General features: G+C 37.8%; 14 protein-coding genes. 7 read left to right on the forward strand and 7 right to left on the reverse strand.

Translation table 11 applies throughout. From position 1 onward, the window contains the following. Window positions 1-9: 9 nt before the first annotated feature. Window positions 10-1236 carry an isocitrate dehydrogenase (NADP(+)) gene (locus OO013_RS11135; RefSeq protein WP_266056886.1) on the reverse strand — a complete coding sequence of 409 codons (1227 nt, stop codon included), beginning with the start codon at window positions 1234-1236 and terminating at the stop codon, window positions 10-12. A gap of 159 nt (window positions 1237-1395) precedes the next feature. On the opposite strand from OO013_RS11135, the gene OO013_RS11140 reads away from it, so the two are divergent. Continuing rightward, window positions 1396-1965: a CAP domain-containing protein gene (locus OO013_RS11140; RefSeq protein ID WP_266056887.1), complete on the forward strand. Its 570-nt coding sequence runs from the start codon at window positions 1396-1398 to the stop codon at window positions 1963-1965. A 4-nt stretch (window positions 1966-1969) separates the two neighbouring features. Here the strand turns inward: OO013_RS11140 and panB are convergent, their stop codons facing one another. The 3 genes from panB to OO013_RS11155 are packed head-to-tail and all read right to left on the reverse strand — an operon-like array spanning window position 1970 to window position 4868. Then, window positions 1970-2791 (reverse strand): 3-methyl-2-oxobutanoate hydroxymethyltransferase, encoded by an 822-nt coding sequence (gene panB / locus OO013_RS11145; RefSeq protein ID WP_266056888.1) that lies wholly within the window; start codon window positions 2789-2791, stop codon window positions 1970-1972. 48 nt (window positions 2792-2839) lie between these two features. Beyond that, entirely contained in the window at window positions 2840-4363 is a 1524-nt protein-coding gene (locus OO013_RS11150; RefSeq protein ID WP_266056889.1) for a PAS domain-containing sensor histidine kinase, read from the reverse strand. Between the two features lies 1 nt (window position 4364). Then, a complete protein-coding gene (locus tag OO013_RS11155; protein WP_266056890.1) occupies window positions 4365-4868 on the reverse strand; it encodes a phosphoribosyltransferase family protein in 504 nt (167 codons plus the stop codon). Window positions 4869-5048: 180 nt separating this feature from the next. Between OO013_RS11155 and lon the strand changes: the two genes are divergently transcribed. The 4 genes from lon to OO013_RS11175 are packed head-to-tail and all read left to right on the forward strand — an operon-like array spanning window position 5049 to window position 10970. Then, window positions 5049-7541: an endopeptidase La gene (gene lon, locus OO013_RS11160; protein WP_266056891.1), complete on the forward strand. Its 2493-nt coding sequence runs from the start codon at window positions 5049-5051 to the stop codon at window positions 7539-7541. Then, entirely contained in the window at window positions 7538-8521 is a 984-nt protein-coding gene (locus OO013_RS11165) for a PorV/PorQ family protein (RefSeq protein WP_266056892.1), read from the forward strand. The genes lon and OO013_RS11165 overlap by 4 nt, the downstream gene beginning before the upstream one ends. Window positions 8522-8528: 7 nt before the next feature. After that, window positions 8529-9938: an ATP-dependent protease ATPase subunit HslU gene (gene hslU, locus OO013_RS11170; protein ID WP_266056893.1), complete on the forward strand. Its 1410-nt coding sequence runs from the start codon at window positions 8529-8531 to the stop codon at window positions 9936-9938. A gap of 12 nt (window positions 9939-9950) precedes the next feature. Further along, entirely contained in the window at window positions 9951-10970 is a 1020-nt protein-coding gene (locus OO013_RS11175; RefSeq protein ID WP_266056894.1) for a DUF4421 family protein, read from the forward strand. On the opposite strand, the gene OO013_RS11180 is transcribed toward OO013_RS11175, so the two are convergent. Then, window positions 10967-11473 carry a SixA phosphatase family protein gene (locus tag OO013_RS11180; protein ID WP_266056895.1) on the reverse strand — a complete coding sequence of 169 codons (507 nt, stop codon included), beginning with the start codon at window positions 11471-11473 and terminating at the stop codon, window positions 10967-10969. The genes OO013_RS11175 and OO013_RS11180 overlap by 4 nt on opposite strands. A gap of 72 nt (window positions 11474-11545) precedes the next feature. Between OO013_RS11180 and OO013_RS11185 the strand changes: the two genes are divergently transcribed. Continuing rightward, on the forward strand, window positions 11546-14827 hold the full coding sequence (locus OO013_RS11185; RefSeq protein ID WP_266056896.1) for an amidohydrolase family protein: 3282 nt from the start codon (window positions 11546-11548) through the stop codon (window positions 14825-14827). A gap of 103 nt (window positions 14828-14930) precedes the next feature. After that, window positions 14931-15611 (forward strand): metal-dependent hydrolase, encoded by a 681-nt coding sequence (locus tag OO013_RS11190; RefSeq protein ID WP_266056897.1) that lies wholly within the window; start codon window positions 14931-14933, stop codon window positions 15609-15611. 31 nt (window positions 15612-15642) lie between these two features. Here the strand turns inward: OO013_RS11190 and OO013_RS11195 are convergent, their stop codons facing one another. Together OO013_RS11195 and nqrF are read right to left on the reverse strand one after the other, a co-directional pair. Continuing rightward, window positions 15643-16827, reverse strand: coding sequence for a formimidoylglutamase (locus tag OO013_RS11195; protein ID WP_266056898.1), 1185 nt, complete (start codon window positions 16825-16827; stop codon window positions 15643-15645). Window positions 16828-16907: 80 nt separating this feature from the next. Further along, window positions 16908-18215 (reverse strand): NADH:ubiquinone reductase (Na(+)-transporting) subunit F, encoded by a 1308-nt coding sequence (nqrF, locus tag OO013_RS11200; RefSeq protein ID WP_266056899.1) that lies wholly within the window; start codon window positions 18213-18215, stop codon window positions 16908-16910. Window positions 18216-18283 lie beyond the last annotated feature (68 nt).

Below are 18283 nucleotides of genomic sequence, written 5' to 3' on the forward strand. Positions count from 1 at the left end.
TAAAGCTAATTATTTGTTTAATTTAGCTTTTAATCCCTCATCTAGTACAGCAAGGAATTCCTCAGTAGTTAAGTAATGATCCTGAGTCATTTCATCACCGTGAATCAGAAGAGCAAGGTCTTTAGTCATTTTACCATTCTCTACTGCTTCGATACAAACAGCTTCAAGGCTGTGAGCAAAATCGATCAATTCCTGGTTATCATCCAGTTTTCCACGGAAAGCCAAACCTCTTGTCCATGCAAAGATTGAAGCGATAGGGTTTGTAGAAGTAGGTTTTCCTTGTTGGTGCTGACGGAAGTGACGGGTAACAGTACCATGAGCAGCCTCAGCTTCCATAGTCTTACCATCAGGAGTGATCAAAGTTGATGTCATTAACCCAAGAGAACCAAATCCCTGAGCAACAGTATCAGATTGAACATCACCATCATAGTTTTTACAAGCCCAAACAAATCCACCTTCCCATTTAAGAGCAGCGGCAACCATATCATCGATCAATCTGTGCTCATAAGTGATTCCAGCTTCTTCAAACTTAGACTGGAATTCATTTTCATATACTTCCTGGAATACGTCTTTAAATCTACCATCATACTTCTTAAGGATGGTGTTTTTAGTAGACATATATAAAGGCCATTTCTTTTCTAGCGCCATGTTGAAACATGCACGAGCAAACCCGAAGATAGACTCATCAGTATTGTACATGATCATTGCAATTCCATCACCATCGAAGTCATATGCATCGTAAGTCTGAGGCTCACCGTTTTCAGGAGTAAAAGTCATTGTTAATTTACCTTTACCTTTTGTGATCACGTCGGTAGCTCTGTATTGGTCACCGAAAGCATGACGTCCGATACAAATTGGCTTTGTCCAACCCGGAACCAAACGTGGTACGTTTTTAATAAGAATCGGCTCACGGAAAACAGTTCCTCCAAGAATGTTTCTGATCGTTCCGTTTGGAGAACGGTACATTTCTTTCAAATCGAACTCCTCAACACGTGCCTCATCCGGAGTAATCGTCGCACATTTAATACCAACGTTGTACTTTTTAATTGCATTTGCGGCATCAACAGTGATCTGGTCATTAGTCTCATCACGTTTTTCGATACCCAAATCGTAATATTTAATATCAAGGTCAATGTATGGAAGAATAAGCTTATCTTTTATGAACTTCCATATTACCCGAGTCATTTCGTCACCATCCAGTTCGACAACCGGATTTGCTACTTTAATTTTGTCCATAGTAAATCTACCTGTTAGTATTCCGAGTTAGTTTTTAATATATTTTAATAATAGTTGGATGCGAAGTTACGAAATTATGTTTAAATGGCGTACAGCTGTTTTCCGTAGTTAGACATAATGACTGGCATTAATATTCGTTATAACAAAAAACATTACGATATGGCCTTTTATTTATCTTTCCTATTTGTTCTTTCAGCATTGGTAAACCCTCACACAAATAAGGTTGATGAAGAAATATGCTTAAATGAAAAAGAAATCAACCTACACAAATTACTAAATAATTACAGAACTGATAATAATCTTGCTCCGGTGGAAGTCTCTTCGAAATTGACTAAGGTAGCTCAGGCTCACGCTATCGATTTAGAAGATAATTATGAAATGGACGATGACTGCAACCCTCACAGCTGGTCGTCAGAAGGCGACTGGACATCCTGCTGTTATACTAATGACCACAAAAATGCCACATGTATGTGGTATAAACCCAAGGAAATCGCCAATTACGGTGCTCATGGATATGAAATAATTTTTTACCATTCCCGTGAAGCAACTCCGGAAGATGCACTATCAGGATGGCAGGAAAGCAGTGCACACAACCCTGTAGTGATTAACACTGGAATCTGGAAAAAAATTGACTGGAAAGCTATGGGAGTTGCTATTAGAGGGAGCTGGGCAGTAGTCTGGTTTGGCCCTGCTCCTGATCCGTCGCCAAAGCCGGATCTATGTCAGTAATCATTTAATAACTTTCTTTTTCAGTAGGAAAGTCTCCTGATTTAACATCGTCAATATAATTATTAAAAGCTTTTGACATGATGTCATTCAGGTCTGCATATTGCCTCAAGAAACGTGGCTTGAATTCTTGTGTGATCCCCAGCATATCATGTACTACCAGCACCTGACCATCGACATCAGGTCCAGCTCCGATACCGATTACCGGTATAGTAACCTTTTCTGCGACCTGCTTTGCCAGTTTCGAAGGGATTTTTTCCAGCACAAGAGCAAAACATCCGATCTTCTCCAAAAGTTCAGCATCCTCAATCAATTTTTGGGCTTCTGCTTCTTCTTTCGCTCGCACTGTATAAGTTCCAAATTTGTATATAGACTGAGGAGTTAATCCCAGATGTCCCATAACCGGAACCCCTGCAGAAAGAACTCTTTCAATTGATTCTTTAATTTCACTTCCGCCCTCCATTTTTACAGCGTGAGCTCCTGATTCCTTCATTATTCTCACTGAAGACCTCAGCGCTTCGCTAGAGGAACCCTGGTATGAGCCAAATGGAATATCAACAACAACCAGAGCACGATCAACAGCTCTGATAACACTACTCGCATGATAGATCATCTGATCCAGCGTAATTGGCAAAGTGGTTTCATGACCAGCCATTACATTTGAAGCTGAGTCGCCAACAAGAATAATATCAATACCTGACTGATCAATAATCTTAGCCATTGAAAAGTCATAAGCAGTCAGCATGGCGATCTTCTCACCAGTGTTTTTCATTTCCTGCAAACGGTGGGTAGTGATCTTTTTTATATCAGATGATCTGTGTACAGACATGTTTTTCTCGATTTTGGTTAAACAAAAGTGCTAAAGACTTTTCTATTTTCAAACCATATCAGAATAATGATTAGGTATAATAACTCTGAAAGTAGTTCCCTCTCCCTCTTTACTGGAGACATAAATTTGACCATTTAATTTATCGACAGTGGTCTCAACTAAATATAACCCGAGACCTGACCCGCTACTCTTTTCAGTTGCCCTGCTAAACATATTAAAGATAGTAGAAATTTTATCTTCAGGAATACCTTCTCCATTATCTTCTATTGTGATTCTCGCCTCTTTTTCATCAATTTTCGCCGTTACGCGAATAAAACTATTATCGATATCTCTTCTGTATTTTATAGCATTAGAGATCAGGTTATTTAAAATAATCCTGATTCTTGGAGGATCGGAATAAAAAGGAACTAATTCGCGGATATGGCTATAAACCTGTAAGTTTCGCATATTCTCAATCGCTCCATAAACAGCTATTGCCTGGCTTAACTCCACCTGTATGCTAACCTTCTCTTTCTTTATTTCGAGTCGGCTGTTTCTACTTATGTGTAAAAGATCTCCTACAAGATCATCGAGTCTTTTAACACTATTTTCAATTTCATCTACACATTTCTGATAAATCTCAGGCTCATTATCCATCCTGAGAATATTGACCAGTCCCAAAATTGATTTTAGAGGAGATCTTAAATCGTGACTTGCATGATATACAAACCGGTCAAGTTCATAATTTACCTGCTCTAATTCGATCATGCTTTTTTTAAGTGCAGTTATGTCACTTACTACCGCTTCAAGTCTATCTTCTTCTCTATTAAGTGTTGCTGAAACAAGCCCATGAAGCTTATTCCCATGAATGTTTTTTAGCTCTAATTCAAAATCTTCTACCTTGCCATATTCTTTTAACTCATCGATGAAAGCAATCCGGTCTTCCAGATTATAATAGAAATCCTGAATGTAAAGCTCTTTATTACTATCCGCCCCGGTAAGCTGGTAAAATTTCTTATTCGCTTCCAGAATTTTACCAGTGGAGGCTTCGGTAATAACTATAACTACCTGAGAATTTTGATAAAGGATATAATATTTTTCCTTAGTTTTTTCAAGCGCCTTTTTGGCTTTGACCTCTTCTGTTACATCTTTATGAGTTCCAACTACGTATTCTAATTTTCCCTCCTTAGAATATAAAAAATTGGACCGGTTTCGAATGTAACAATACTTTCCAGACTTATGTCTTAACCTGAAAATGTGCTGGTATTCAGAATCATCTTTTTCTTTGATCCTTTTCATAAATGATTTGATCGACTCTGACTTATCGTCTTCATGAACCCAATCCAACCATAAATTTCTGTCTGAAGAGACTTCGCTAATATCATAGCCCATCATCTCTACCCAGCGGTTATTGACATATACTTTAGCTGCCTCAACATCAAAAATCCACAAACCCTCATTAGTCCCTGAGATAATTTTTCGAAGTAAAAACAATTCTTTATCAAGGGATTTAACATTCAAATCCTCTTCGATAAAAACGATTTTAGTTTTCGCTATCTTTTTTTCTATTGATGATTGTGGCTTGAAGCTCATATTATTTTAAATAAACTGCAGGATCCTTTCCCAATTTCACTTCTACATGATCGTTAAGTGTGGTAGAAAGTTCATATCCCAAATAATTTGCCAGGATAGGGAAAGATTTGTGACTTCTGTTTACCAGGACAACCGTTTCGATCTTTTTTACAGAAGTTCCTAAAAATATTTTCATACCATTTGCCATGGTTCGTCCTGTATTTAGCACATCATCTACCAATATAACAACTTTATCAGTAATTGAGGACAAAGGAGTGTTCTTCGAAATTTTTACATCATCAGGGTCTGTTTTATCAATGAGTACTTCCAGAATTTCTACAGAAATTTCAGAAATACTTTCGATCTCTTTTCCCAATTCCCTGGCAAGATCTACACCTGCTCCCTGAATCCCGGCTAAAACCAATGATTTTTCTTCAAAATTCCGTTCATAAATTTCATACGCCATTCTGCGTATTTTTTGCCTGATGGCAATGGCATCTAAAATTTTATTATCTGTAGTGGTCATTTTTGTCTGATTATTAAATTTAAATGTAACATTTACTCCTCAATATTTTCACACTGACTGATATATTGTCATGTTAAATCGTAAATTTATGGTTTGGCACAAGGCTTGCCGTATTCTCATCCGCTTTAAATTAAAACAAAATTGAAAATTACATGCCATCTTGGCACATTAATATAGATTATGAGCAACGAAAATAAGCTTTCACCATTAGTTTTGACAGAACTGGCTGAAGATAATTCAGGAGATATGCTGCAATTGATAAATCCTGAGCAGGAAATTGATGATGACAAAACAATGGATAATCTCCCTGAAGAGTTACCTGTCCTTCCTATAAAAAACACTGTATTATTTCCCGGAGTAGTAATACCAATTACTGTCGGGAGAAAAAAATCAGTGAAACTTGTAAAGGAAGTCTATGAAAATGACAGAATAATTGGGGTTGTAGCTCAACATAATAGTAAAAATGAGGATCCTGGTAAGGATGACATTTACGAAGTCGGTACAATTGCAAGAATCATAAAAATGATCGTCCTTCCTGATGGAAATATTACGATTATTATCCAGGGAAAGAAACGTTTTAAGATCACTGATGTAAAATCAGAAGATCCTTATCTGAAGGTCACTCATGAGGTGTTGGAAGAATCATTCCCTGCTGACACAAATGAAAACCTGATTGCATTGGTACAATCCCTGAAAGATGCAGCTAATAAAATCCTTAAGCTAAACCCGGATATTCCACAAGAGGCACAAGTTGCTCTAGACAATATCGAAAGCACTAAATTTTTGACTCATTTCCTTTGCTCTAACATTAACGCAGAGGTTGACGAAAAACAAAAATTACTTGAAATAAATGATGGCTTTAAAAGAGCCTCACTTCTGCTTGAATACATGACCCGAGATATCAAAATGCTTGAAATAAAGCAGGAGATTCAGAACAAGGTTCATGTGGACATCGATCAGCAACAGCGTGATTATTATCTCCGTCAGCAGATACGAATTCTACAGGATGAATTGGGCAACGAAGGTCCAGAAGCTGAGATCGAAGAACTCAGAAATAGGGGAGACAAGAAAAAATGGCCCCAGGACGTTGCTGAACATTTTAACAAAGAACTTGACAAAGTATTAAGACTCAATCCTCAGGCGGCAGAGTATCCGGTATTAATAAATTACTGTGAGCTCATGCTTGAGCTGCCATGGAACGAGTACACAGAAGATAATTTTGACCTCAAGAGAGCTAAAAAAATCCTCGATAAGGACCATTATGGCCTCACTAAGGTAAAAGACAGAATTATAGAATACCTCGCAGTGTTAAAGCTTAAAAAAGACATGAAGGCTCCGATCCTTTGTCTTTATGGCCCTCCGGGTGTTGGTAAAACATCCCTGGGCAGATCAGTAGCCAAGGCACTAAACAGGAAGTATGTAAGAATGTCTTTAGGTGGTGTTCATGATGAAGCAGAGATCAGAGGTCACCGAAAAACCTATGTCGGTGCGATGCCCGGCAAGGTAATTCAGAACATTAAACGCGCTGAATCCTCAAATCCAGTTTTCATTCTCGATGAGATCGATAAGCTGGACTCCGGTCATAGAGGAGATCCGTCTTCAGCGCTTCTGGAGGTTCTTGATCCTGAACAAAACAGTACTTTTAGTGATAATTTCCTTGAAATAGATTACGACCTTTCGAAGGTACTTTTTATTGCTACTGCAAATAGCCTGGAATCCATCCCTGCTCCATTAAGAGATAGAATGGAAATAATTGAGATTACTGGTTATACGCATGAGGAGAAGGTTGAGATCGCTAAAAAACACCTTATTCCAAAACAAAGAAAAGAACACGGACTTAAAGCCAAAGATGCATCTTTAAATAAAGCCGCACTTAATAAACTGATTAACGGTTATACTCGCGAGTCAGGGGTCAGAGGTCTTGAGCGTAAAATCGGAGCAGTAGTTCGAAATGTTGCCAAGTCAATTGCTCTTGAAGAGGAATACGATCCAAAGATCACTCCTGAAAAAATAGTTGAAGTACTCGGCCCTGAAGTTTATGATCAGGAACTTTATGAGAACAACAAATATGCCGGTGTAGTAACAGGTCTCGCCTGGACTCCGGTAGGTGGCGATATATTATTTATTGAATCAAGCCTTAGCAAAGGAAAAGGAAAGCTTACCTTATCAGGCCAATTAGGCGATGTTATGAAAGAATCAGCTGTTACTGCACTTTCATATCTAAAATCTAATGCAGAGCATTTAAAAATTGATCACAGGCTTTTTAATGAATACGATCTTCATGTTCACGTTCCGGCTGGAGCCGTTCCTAAAGATGGCCCATCAGCAGGTATCACAATGCTTACCTCGCTAGCCTCAATATATACTCAAAGAAAGGTTAAAGACAAGCTGGCAATGACTGGTGAGATTACTTTAAGAGGTAAAGTGCTTCCGGTTGGTGGAATAAAAGAGAAGATCCTTGCTGCAGGAAGAGCTGGTATTAAAGAAATAATAATGTGCTCAAAAAATAAAAAGGATCTTAAAGATATCGAACCTGACTATATCAAAAATATTAAGTTCCATTTCGTCGATACTGTAGATGAGGTGATAAAGATTGCCTTATTAAAAACTAAAGTTGAAGATCCGATGATCTTTTCATTTGATAAAAACCCAAATTCCAAGACACAAATATGATCCTGAAAAGGCATCTGACATTTTTTTTGTTAATTATAATATCATTTAAAGGGTTTGGTCAGCAAATAGACCAAACCCAAATGCTTTTATTCCCTTCTTCTGCCAGAGACACAGGTCTTGGAAGCAGAACGTTAACCATTGATAATGATGCTAGTGTTTGGTTCAGGAATCCTTCTATGACACCCGACTCATCACAAGTCAGAATTGCTCACTTGACTTATGGTGATTACCTGGCAGATATTAAATATGGAACTATCGCCTATGGGCAGGAAATCAGTAATGGCATCAAAGTTTGGGGTGGTTTTCAGTTTCTTGATTATGGTAGCCTTGAAAGAACTACTAATACCGGAACATCAGAAGGAGAATTTTCATCCTCAGCATATCGTATTACAGCTGGCGCATCTCATAAAATCGGACTTTTTTCTATCGGAATGAACATAAATTATGAATCGTTCAATTTTGATGGGTATTCTGAAGGGATCGCTTACCTGGATATTTCAGGGACTTATTTTCATCCTGAAAAAAACCTTACTGCAGCGCTAAGTATCCAGCAAATAGGGAAATTTGGAAGCGATGCCTTCGATAATGATGTTCCCCTCAGAATATCAATCGGCACAACTTTTAAACCAGAGTTTGCACCATTCAGATTCACACTGCAAGCTTTTGACTTAAATGTAAAAAGACCAGAAGGATTGGATTCTGAAGATGAGGATTCAGGTTTAGATAAAATATTCTATCATATCAGCGCAGGAGCTGAAATCCTTCTACATAAAAATTTCTACCTCATGGCGGGGTATAATTTTAACAGAAGGCAACAATTAAGAACTAATCAGGGAAACGGAGGCGCTGGTCTTTCGTTAGGATTTAATATGAACCTTAAAGGATTCATGCTTTCATATTCGCATGGGTTCTTTCACCAGGGAGGTGGTGTAAACTACCTTTCATTACAAAAAGATATTTCATCTATATTCAATAAATAAAATTAAGATGTCAAAACAAGAAATTGCATTAACACCGAAGCAGATTGTAAAAGAACTGGATAAATATATTATCGGGCAGTCTGACGCGAAGAAAAATGTAGCTATTGCTCTTCGTAACCGATGGAGAAGAATGAATACTAAATCAGAATTGAAAGAGGAAATAATGCCCAACAATATTCTGATGATCGGATCTACCGGTGTTGGTAAAACTGAGATCGCCCGAAGACTGGCTAAACTTGCTGATGCTCCATTTGTAAAAGTGGAAGCCAGTAAATTTACAGAGGTAGGATATGTTGGACGTGATGTTGAAAGTATGGTCAGAGACCTTGTAGAACAGGCTATTCACATGGTAAAAGTCCAGAAAAAGGAAGAAGTAAGAGAAAAGGCTGAGGGAATTGTGGAAGAGATCATTTTAGATGCCTTGATCCCTCCTATAAAAAAGACCCCGGCGAGAACAGGATTTCAATCATCTACTGATACTAATTCTTTTGAAAGTGAGTCGGCTCCTAAAACAGATGAAGAGCTCAATGAAAAGACCAGGGAGCGATTCAGGGAAAAAATACGCAATGGTGAGCTTGATGACAGAAAGATTGATATCGACATCAAAGCTCCAAGTAATCCCGGAATAGGCATGATCGGCGGCGGAATGATCGACGAGTCGTCAATGATCAACCTTCAGGATATGCTTTCAGGTATGATGCCTAAGAAATCTAAGAAAAGAAAAGTCACTATTGCTGATGCTAAAAAAATCCTCTTGGATGAAGAGGCGTCCAAGCTGATCGATTTTGAAGAGGTAAAAGAAGAAGCAATTCAAAAAACTGAGAATACAGGAATTATTTTTATCGATGAGATCGATAAAATCGCTGCTTCTTCTAATAAACAGGGTGCTGATGTTAGCCGGGAAGGTGTTCAGCGTGATCTTTTACCAATTGTGGAAGGAAGTTCTGTAACTACTAAGCATGGGGTTGTAAATACCGACCATATATTATTCATCTCTGCTGGTGCGTTCCATGTTAGTAAGCCTTCAGATCTGATTCCTGAATTGCAGGGGCGTTTCCCGATCAGAGTTGAATTGGACAACCTGACTGAAAGTGACTTTCTGAAAATATTGCTAGAACCAAAAAATGCTTTGACTAAACAATATGAAGCATTATTTGAGGCAGAGGAAGTAACTCTTGAGTTTACAGAAGATGCACTTAAGCAAATTGCAAACATAGCTTTTGAAGTGAATGCTGAAGTTGAAAATATCGGTGCGAGAAGACTCCATACAGTTATGAGTAAACTTTTAAATGACTTTTTATACGAAGTTCCGGACGAAATAGGACCAAATGCTAAACTAATCATTACTGATGATATGGTTAGTGAAAAACTTGCCGGATTAGTTAAAAATAAGGATCTTAGTCGCTATATCTTGTAGTAAATACTTTTCATGCGGCAATTATTAGTCGTTTTATTTTTAATTGGATTTTGCGGATACGCACAGGAAGAAACTGATACTTTGTCATCAGACCGTTCTGAATATATCGAACGGTTTGATGACTATTTATATGTAAAAGGTCTGCTTGGAAACCGCTCTCTTAATGTCACTCTTGAAACTGACGATCAGCAAACAATCCAATACCGACCTAATGGCAATGGCTTGATCGGTTTTGGAGGTTATGCTTTTGATATAGCTTTTGAAGTAACCTTGAGGTTGCCGGAAAATGAAGATGGTGATAATGCCAGACTTTATGGTAACACTGACTACAGTGACTTTCAACTTAATTTGTATGGCACTCAATTTGGTGTTGATTTTTATCTACAAAAATATCAGGGATTTTATATTTCCAATGCTTCACAAATAAACAAAAATTGGCAAAATGGAGACCCTCACCCTCAACGATCTGATCTTTCAGTGAGAAATGTGAGTTTTACGGGATTCTGGATTCAGAATAGCGAAAAATTTTCATTCAAATCTAGTTTCAATCAAACTGAGAGACAAAAAAAATCTGCCGGTTCTTTTCTTGTAGGGGCTACGATAAGTGATATAAAAGTAGAGGCGGATTCAGCTATTAATACTATTCCTGATAATGATTTCAGTCCAACAGTAAAGTATTCAGGAGGCAAATTCACTACATTTTCATTGCTCCCAGGTTATACTCATAATTTCGTTTTAAACGAATTATTTCTTAACACAACTTTTGCAGCTGGCATAGGTCTTCAATGGCAAAAATATCCTTTTGAAGGTAAACAGGTTAGAAATACACAGTTCAGGGGGGCATTAAATGGAAGACTTTCATTCGGGTACAATGGCGATAAGATATTTACCGGTACAACAATTGTTTTTCAAAATGCTAATGCTAATACAAGAAATGTTAATTTGAATGTCAGTGCGTGGAACTTCAAATTGTTTCTGGGATACCGAATTAAAGAATTCGGAATTTTCAAAAAAGATCTAATGCCATTTTAAAGCCTGCGAAACTCCTTTCCTTTATTTTTAGGATAATCAAAAAAATCAAACCGCGCTTTTTCCGGTCTTGCCTCCGACCAGTTTTTTATACTTAAAACTACTACTAATACACCTGCTGTCGGTATGTTATCAATATCAAGGTTCAGACTATCAGCTACGCTATTTAGCCCTGGATTATGACCAACCACCATTACAATATTTTCCTTTCCCTTCTTTCGAATTACTTCCCAAATTGTAGAAGCTGAGGCGTGATAAAGATCTTTTTCCCATTCAATGTCATTTTTATCAAAGTTCATATTCTCACAAGCTTTGATTGAAGTAGCAGCTGTTCTGGCCGCCGGGCTTGAAATAACTTGTAGCGGCACCATTCCCAAAAGCCTTAGTCGCTTACCCATTTCAGGAGCATCATTTTTTCCTCGTTTATTTAAAGGTCTGTCAAAATCATCCATATAAGGATCTTCCCATGATGATTTTGCATGTCGCATGAGAATAAGTGTTTTCATTGGAAAAATATTTAATACTTAATTTATTAATTTAGCTTCGTTTAAATAAGTCCTAACCCAAAATAGTTTTTCATGAAACACCTTTTTATATTCTTTTTGCTCTTTTCTATTCCGGCCTTTCAAATAGTCGGTCAGGAAGAAAGCAAAGACAAAAAATGGGATGTGACAAATCCCGATACCCCTAACAAAAAAGTTTCAATTAACACTGACGAAGCAACCTGGATCAATGTGGATGTTAGCCCGGATGGAACTCAAATAGTTTTTGATGTTCTCGGAGATATTTTTATAATGCCTGTTGAAGGAGGAGAAGCCAAACCACTTCGTACTGGTCATGCCTGGGAATCACAACCACGATTTAGTCCCAATGGAAAAATGATCAGCTTCACTTCTGATGCAAACGGAGCTGATAATATCTGGATCATGAATACTGATGGCAAAGATTCGAGACAGGTAACCAAAGAAGATTTCAGATTATTAAATAATGCCAGCTGGACACCAGATGGCAACTATCTTGTAGCACGAAAGCACTTCACTTCAACTCGCTCGCTAGGTGCCGGCGAAATATGGATGTTCCATAAAAATGGCGGATCAGGAATTCAGCTTACTAAAAGGAAAAATGACCAGCAGGATGTAAATGAACCAATAGTAAGTCCTGATGGTAAATACCTTTACTATTCCGAAGATGTTTATCCCGGTGGATATTTCAAATACAATAAAGATCCCAATAGCCAGATATATGTAATCAAAAGAAAAAACCTTGAAACCGGAGATACGGAAACTTATATTTCTGGTGGTGGGGGAGCAATCAGACCTCAAATATCACCCAATGGTGAAAAGATGGCATTTGTAAGGCGGGTTCGCACAAAAACGGTATTATTTATCCATGATTTCAAAACCGGTATCAATACTCCTGTTTATGATGGACTAAGTAAAGATCAGCAGGAGGCCTGGGCAATTTTTGGTCCTTTCACAGGATATGACTGGCTACCTGACAACAAGCATGTCATTATCTATGCCGAAGGCAAAATCAAAAAAGTAAATACTGAAACTGGTGAAGATACCATAATCCCTTTCAAAGTATCTGCTGAACACACTATTGTCGAGGCATTAAAATTTAAACACAACCCTGCACCAGAGAAATTTGAAGTTAAGGTCATAAGAAATGCTACGACATCTCCTGATGGCAAAAATCTTGCTTTTAGTGCATTGGGATATATCTGGATACAATCATTACCCAATGGCAAGCCTAAAAAACTTACTCCTGATGATTATTTTTCATTTGAACCATCTTTCAGTCCTGACGGTAAAACTCTGGCTTTTGTTAGCTGGGACGATGAAGACAGAGGTGCAATACACACCATTCCTTCCAAAGGTGGTAACATCACAAAACTGACTACTGAAAAGGGAATCTACAGAACTCCGAAGTTTAGCCATGATGGATCAACCCTTGTTTTTAAGAAAGAAGATGGTAATCCCGCTATGGGATTTGGATATACTGTAAACCCGGGTATTTATACAATGAAAGTTATCCAGGGTGCCCCAATGAGATTTATTACTAAAGAAGGAGATTTTCCAGAATTTGGTATTGATGACGAACGGATCTTTTATCAAACCGGAGGATATCTTTTTGGCTCACTGGATAAGAATTATTTCAGTGTAAATAGAAACGGAAAAGATAAACAAAAACATTTCCATAGCAAATATGCTAATTCGTTTCACCTGAGCCCGGATAATAAATGGATAGCATTTTCCGCTTTACATGAAGTATATGTTGCTCCTTTCACAAAGACAGGTGAAACAATTGAGATCAGTAAAGAAATGCAAGCGTTGCCTGTCAAAAAAGTGAGTAGCGATGCGGGCATTAATATTCACTGGAATAGCAATGGTGAGGAGCTTCACTGGACTCTAGGAGATAAATATTATTCTATCCCTCTTTCCAAAGTTTTTACTTTCGTAGAAGGAGCTCCGGATAGTATCGGGGATATAAAAGCAGATAGCATTGATATTCAATTAACAGCTGAATTCGACAAACCGGAAGGACTCATTGCCTTTACCAACGCACGGATAATAACTATGAGCGGTGATGAAGTAATTGAAAATGGAGTTATAGTCGTTGAAGGCAATAAAATAATTGAAGTCGGACCAGTTAATGAAATTGAGATTCCTTCCAAAGCAAAAACTATAGATGCTAAAGGAAAAACAATCATGCCAGGCCTTGTTGACACACATGCTCACTTAAATGCTTTCCGATACGGGCTGAGTCCTCAAAAAGAATGGCCATATTATGCAAACCTTGCTTTTGGTGTTACTACTACTCATGACCCAAGTTCAAATACTGAGATGTCTTTGAGTCAGTCTGAATTGGTAAAAAGTGGCCGAATGGTTGGACCTAGAATATTTAGTACCGGAACTATTTTATATGGCGCTGATGGTGATTTTAAAGCAGTGATAAATTCGCTCGAAGATGCAAGGCAGGCAGTAAGAAGAACTGCAGCTTTCGGTGCAATTTCTGTAAAAAGTTATAATCAGCCACGTAGAGATCAGCGTCAACAGGTGATCCAGGCCTCGAGAGAAAATAATATCATGGTTTACCCTGAAGGTGGTTCTACCTTTTACCATAACATGACCATGATTTTAGATGGCCACACTAGTATTGAACATAACATTCCAGTGGCTCCATTATATAATGATGTGATCACTCTGTGGTCAGAATCGAATACTGCTAATACCCCGACTCTTATTGTTAATTACGGAGGATTGAACGGAGAATATTACTGGTATCAAAAAACCAATGTCTGGGAAAATGAAAAACTTCTGAAATATACACCACGTGGAGTTATTGATGCACGGTCCAGACACAGAACAATGGCTCCTGAAGAAGAATATAAAAATGGCCATATTTTGGTGGCAGAGCAATTGAAAAAACTTCATGACAAAGGAGTAAAAGTATGTGTAGGTGGCCATGGACAATTGCAGGGGTTAGGAGTTCATTGGGAATTATGGATGCTCGTTCAAGGTGGATTTAGCAACCTGGAAGCTTTACAAGCTGCGACACTAGATGGAGCAGAATATATTGGAATGGAAGATCACATCGGCTCTATTGAAAAAGGAAAGCTTGCTGATTTTATCATCCTGGGAAAAAATCCTCTTGAGGATATTGAAAACACACAATATGTAGAAATGACCATGGTCAACGGCCGCTTGTATGAAACCGAAACGATGAATGAGATCGGGAATACCCCGGAAGAAAGAAGCAAATTTTACTGGGAGATGGATGGCGTAAACAGCAATTTTGATTGGCATTCAGAATCAAATGCTCATATGCTTCCGCGATGTCATTGTCAATCACATTAACACAAAAGGCCTCAATTGAGGCCTTTTTTTATTCCCTCCTAATATCATAGATTAGATCTCGGTATTTGGTTATATTTAATAAGGAACAAAAAAAACAATTTACATGAAAATCACATACTACGGTCAATCTTGTTTTATGATGGAAACTGCCGAGAAATCTGTATTATTTGATCCATTCATAACACCTAATGAACTTGCTAAAGATATTGATGTTTCAACGATCAATCCTGATTTTATTTTAATAAGTCATGGTCACCAGGATCATATTGCAGACGCAGTAGACATAGCCAAGCGGTCTGGAGCGAAAGTAGTTTCTAATTTTGAAATAATATCATGGCTGGAAGATCAGGGAATCGAAAACGGCCATCCGATGAATCATGGAGGAAACTGGGAGTTTGAATTTGGAAAGGTAAAGTATGTTAATGCTGTTCATTCATCAGTATTACCTGACGGCACCTATGGAGGAAATCCAGGTGGATTTATCATCGAATCAGATGGTTATTCTATTTATTTTGCCGGAGATACTGCACTTCACATGGATATGCAATTGATCCCGCAATTCACTAATCTGGACCTGGCGATATTGCCTATCGGGGATAATTTTACTATGGGTGTAGATGATGCTATAATTGCCTCGGATTTTGTCAAATGTGATAAAGTTTTCGGTGTACACTACGACACATTTCCTTACATTGAAATTAATCATGATGAAGCAGTAAAAAAATTCAAGGAAGCCGGGAAAGAGTTGATACTTCTTGATATTGGCTCCTCGATGAATATTTAAAATAAAACCGGGATATAAATCCCGGTTTTAATTATAATCTTTTATTAACTGCAACTATCCATCTGTCTGGTATCACACCTTGCCCGGCTTGTTCGTAGTCTTTATAACTACACGGGATAACACATGTTTTGTTAATCCCTATATCCCATTTGTTAATTTCTTCATCTTCCCGGGTTAGCGGAACCTCCATCCACCACCGGTCTGTGAATTTACTTTTGTAAAAAACCATCTGGTCAGGCTCCCCACCAATTGGAACAACAAACTTGAGATAGTCATTAGTCTTGAAGTTTTGCTCTTCCTTTCGGTTAATCACACCTTCAATAAAATACCAGATCATCACAGCTGAAACCATGGCGCTTTTCATATTTTTATCGTCTTCAGAAGGATCATAACCATAAAATCCAACGCTACTGAGTTTTTCATTTAAACCAGCGTACCAGCAAACCTGACATGCTTCTTCACCTGTAAGACCAAACGGTTGAGCATTTTTCACACCCGGAAAATCAGCAGATTTTATTGCCGTCAAATCAAAAGACATCATATCGGCCTCTCTTACAATAGGCTCGATCTCTTTAATATCACTTCTTAAGTATCCCAACCTGAAAGTATCGAAATGCAACTTCTCAAGAGTATTCAATAAAGTCTGATCGATCAGGTACGATTGATATCCCAGTAGCGTAAAGTTGAATAGGTAATTAGGTTCATGAACCACTATCTTCTGTATATGCCGGTGTTCAGAAGCTTCTTCTTTATCACCTGACATATCTACTGTCTTGTCGATAGTGCATACACTTATTAGCTTCTCCAGCCCTTCATAGGATAGATATTGACCATAATCCAAATCGTGGCTTCCTCCAATAAAAACAGGAAGAATATTGTTCTCAATTAAGACTCTGCCTACCTCGCTTATTCGTTGTGTTGTTTCTTCATATGATTCACCATTTCTAAGATTCCCAAGGTCCATAATGCTATAAGGGCCTGCTCCTTTCTTAAGGGTATACAGTTTTTTGCGTATTTCATCAGCGGCAACTGCAATATTTCCAGAATTCTCAGCACCCCGGTTTTCTGTTAACCCTATTAAAGCTATTGTACAATCATCAGGTAACTCCGCTTTTCCGTTATTAATTGTTAACTGAAAAAAGAATGAACTTCTGTCAATGATATTTTCGTATAAAGAATCTGATACAGGATCAAAAAATAGACTGAGGTCTGTCATTATGAAACATTTTAATTCAAGCGTAAAATAAAAAAAGGAACTCCATATTTGAAGTTCCTTTAAATTTATTTTTTGTGATATTATCCTCCGAAGTCATCAAATCTAATATTCTCCTTCGGTACGCCAAGTTCATCAAGCATTTTCAAAACCGCAGCGTTCATCAAAGGAGGACCGCATAGGTAATACTCAATTTCTTCTGGTTCTGGATGTTCTTTAAGATAATTATCATACAATACCTGGTGAATGAATCCTACATATCCATCACCTTCGCTATCGTGCAGGTCTTTCTTAATCTTCCAGTTATCTTCTTCCATTGGTTCACTTAAACCAATGTAAAATTTAAAGTTAGGGAACTCATCTTCTATCTTTTCGAAATGGTCAAGATAGAAAAGTTCTCTTTTTGACCTACCTCCATACCAGTAAGAAACTTTTCTGTCAGTTTTCTCAGTGTGGAACAGGTGGAAGATATGAGATCTTAGCGGAGCCATACCAGCACCACCACCAATGTAGATCATCTCAGCATCAGACTCATTAATGAAGAATTCACCATAAGGTCCTGAAATAGTCACTTTATCACCAGGCTTTCTAGAGAACACATAAGAAGAACAAATACCAGGATTAACATCCATCCATTTGTTGTTTTCTCTATCCCAAGGTGGAGTAGCAATACGGATGTTCAACATAATAATGTTTCCTTCCGCCGGGTGGTTAGCCATCGAATAAGCACGGAAGATAGGCTCATCATTTTTCATGACAAGATCCCAAAGACCGAATTTATCCCAATCACCTTTGTAAACATCTTTTTTGTGACCTAATTCAGGATGAGGAGTAATATCCATGTCTTTGAAATCCACGGTAATTACCGGAACATCAATTTGAATATACCCACCAGATTTAAAGTCAAGATTTTCACCTTCCGGTAACTTAACCTTAAATTCTTTGATAAAGGTAGATACGTTGTAATTAGAAACAACTTCGCAATCCCATTTTTTGATACCAAAGATTTCTTCAGGAACACGAATATGCATATCTTCTTTTACCTTAACCTGGCAAGAAAGTCTTACATTTTCTTTTTTCTCAGTTCGAGAAAGGTGTCCTTCTTCAGTTGGAAGTACGTCTCCTCCACCATCTTCTACTACACATTTACACATGGCACAAGTACCACCACCACCACATGCAGACGGTAAAAATATCTTCTGAGATGATAATGTAGATAGAAGAGTTCCACCTGCTGAGGTTACGATCGGATTTTCCTCGTCACCATTTACGTAAATCTTAACATCACCTTGCTGCACTAATTTAGATTGTGCGAAAAGCAAAATCAGCACTAGTGCCGAGATCACTACGGTAAATGCTATAATTGAAACAATAATTGTCGTTGAAAACATTTATCTGACTATTTTACTGATAATTTTTTCTTTAACTCTATTCAGGCCACAAATATATCATTAATTCT

The organism is Mangrovivirga halotolerans (genome assembly GCF_026241165.1).
Lineage (GTDB): Bacteria > Bacteroidota > Bacteroidia > Cytophagales > Cyclobacteriaceae > Mangrovivirga > Mangrovivirga halotolerans.

Bases quoted from the DNA above. Each gene is read 5' to 3' on its own strand.
- OO013_RS11180 (WP_266056895.1), bottom strand. From the start codon at position 11,473: ATGAAAACACTTATTCTCATGCGACATGCAAAATCATCATGGGAAGAT.
- panB (WP_266056888.1), bottom strand. From the start codon at position 2,791: ATGTCTGTACACAGATCATCTGATATAAAAAAGATCACTACCCACCGT.
- hslU (WP_266056893.1), top strand. From the start codon at position 8,529: ATGTCAAAACAAGAAATTGCATTAACACCGAAGCAGATTGTAAAAGAA.
- lon (WP_266056891.1), top strand. From the start codon at position 5,049: ATGAGCAACGAAAATAAGCTTTCACCATTAGTTTTGACAGAACTGGCT.
- OO013_RS11190 (WP_266056897.1), top strand. From the start codon at position 14,931: ATGAAAATCACATACTACGGTCAATCTTGTTTTATGATGGAAACTGCC.
- OO013_RS11140 (WP_266056887.1), top strand. From the start codon at position 1,396: ATGGCCTTTTATTTATCTTTCCTATTTGTTCTTTCAGCATTGGTAAAC.
- OO013_RS11135 (WP_266056886.1), bottom strand. From the start codon at position 1,236: ATGGACAAAATTAAAGTAGCAAATCCGGTTGTCGAACTGGATGGTGAC.
- nqrF (WP_266056899.1), bottom strand. From the start codon at position 18,215: ATGTTTTCAACGACAATTATTGTTTCAATTATAGCATTTACCGTAGTG.
- OO013_RS11150 (WP_266056889.1), bottom strand. From the start codon at position 4,363: ATGAGCTTCAAGCCACAATCATCAATAGAAAAAAAGATAGCGAAAACT.
- OO013_RS11195 (WP_266056898.1), bottom strand. From the start codon at position 16,827: ATGACAGACCTCAGTCTATTTTTTGATCCTGTATCAGATTCTTTATAC.
- OO013_RS11155 (WP_266056890.1), bottom strand. From the start codon at position 4,868: ATGACCACTACAGATAATAAAATTTTAGATGCCATTGCCATCAGGCAA.
- OO013_RS11165 (WP_266056892.1), top strand. From the start codon at position 7,538: ATGATCCTGAAAAGGCATCTGACATTTTTTTTGTTAATTATAATATCA.
- OO013_RS11185 (WP_266056896.1), top strand. From the start codon at position 11,546: ATGAAACACCTTTTTATATTCTTTTTGCTCTTTTCTATTCCGGCCTTT.
- OO013_RS11175 (WP_266056894.1), top strand. From the start codon at position 9,951: ATGCGGCAATTATTAGTCGTTTTATTTTTAATTGGATTTTGCGGATAC.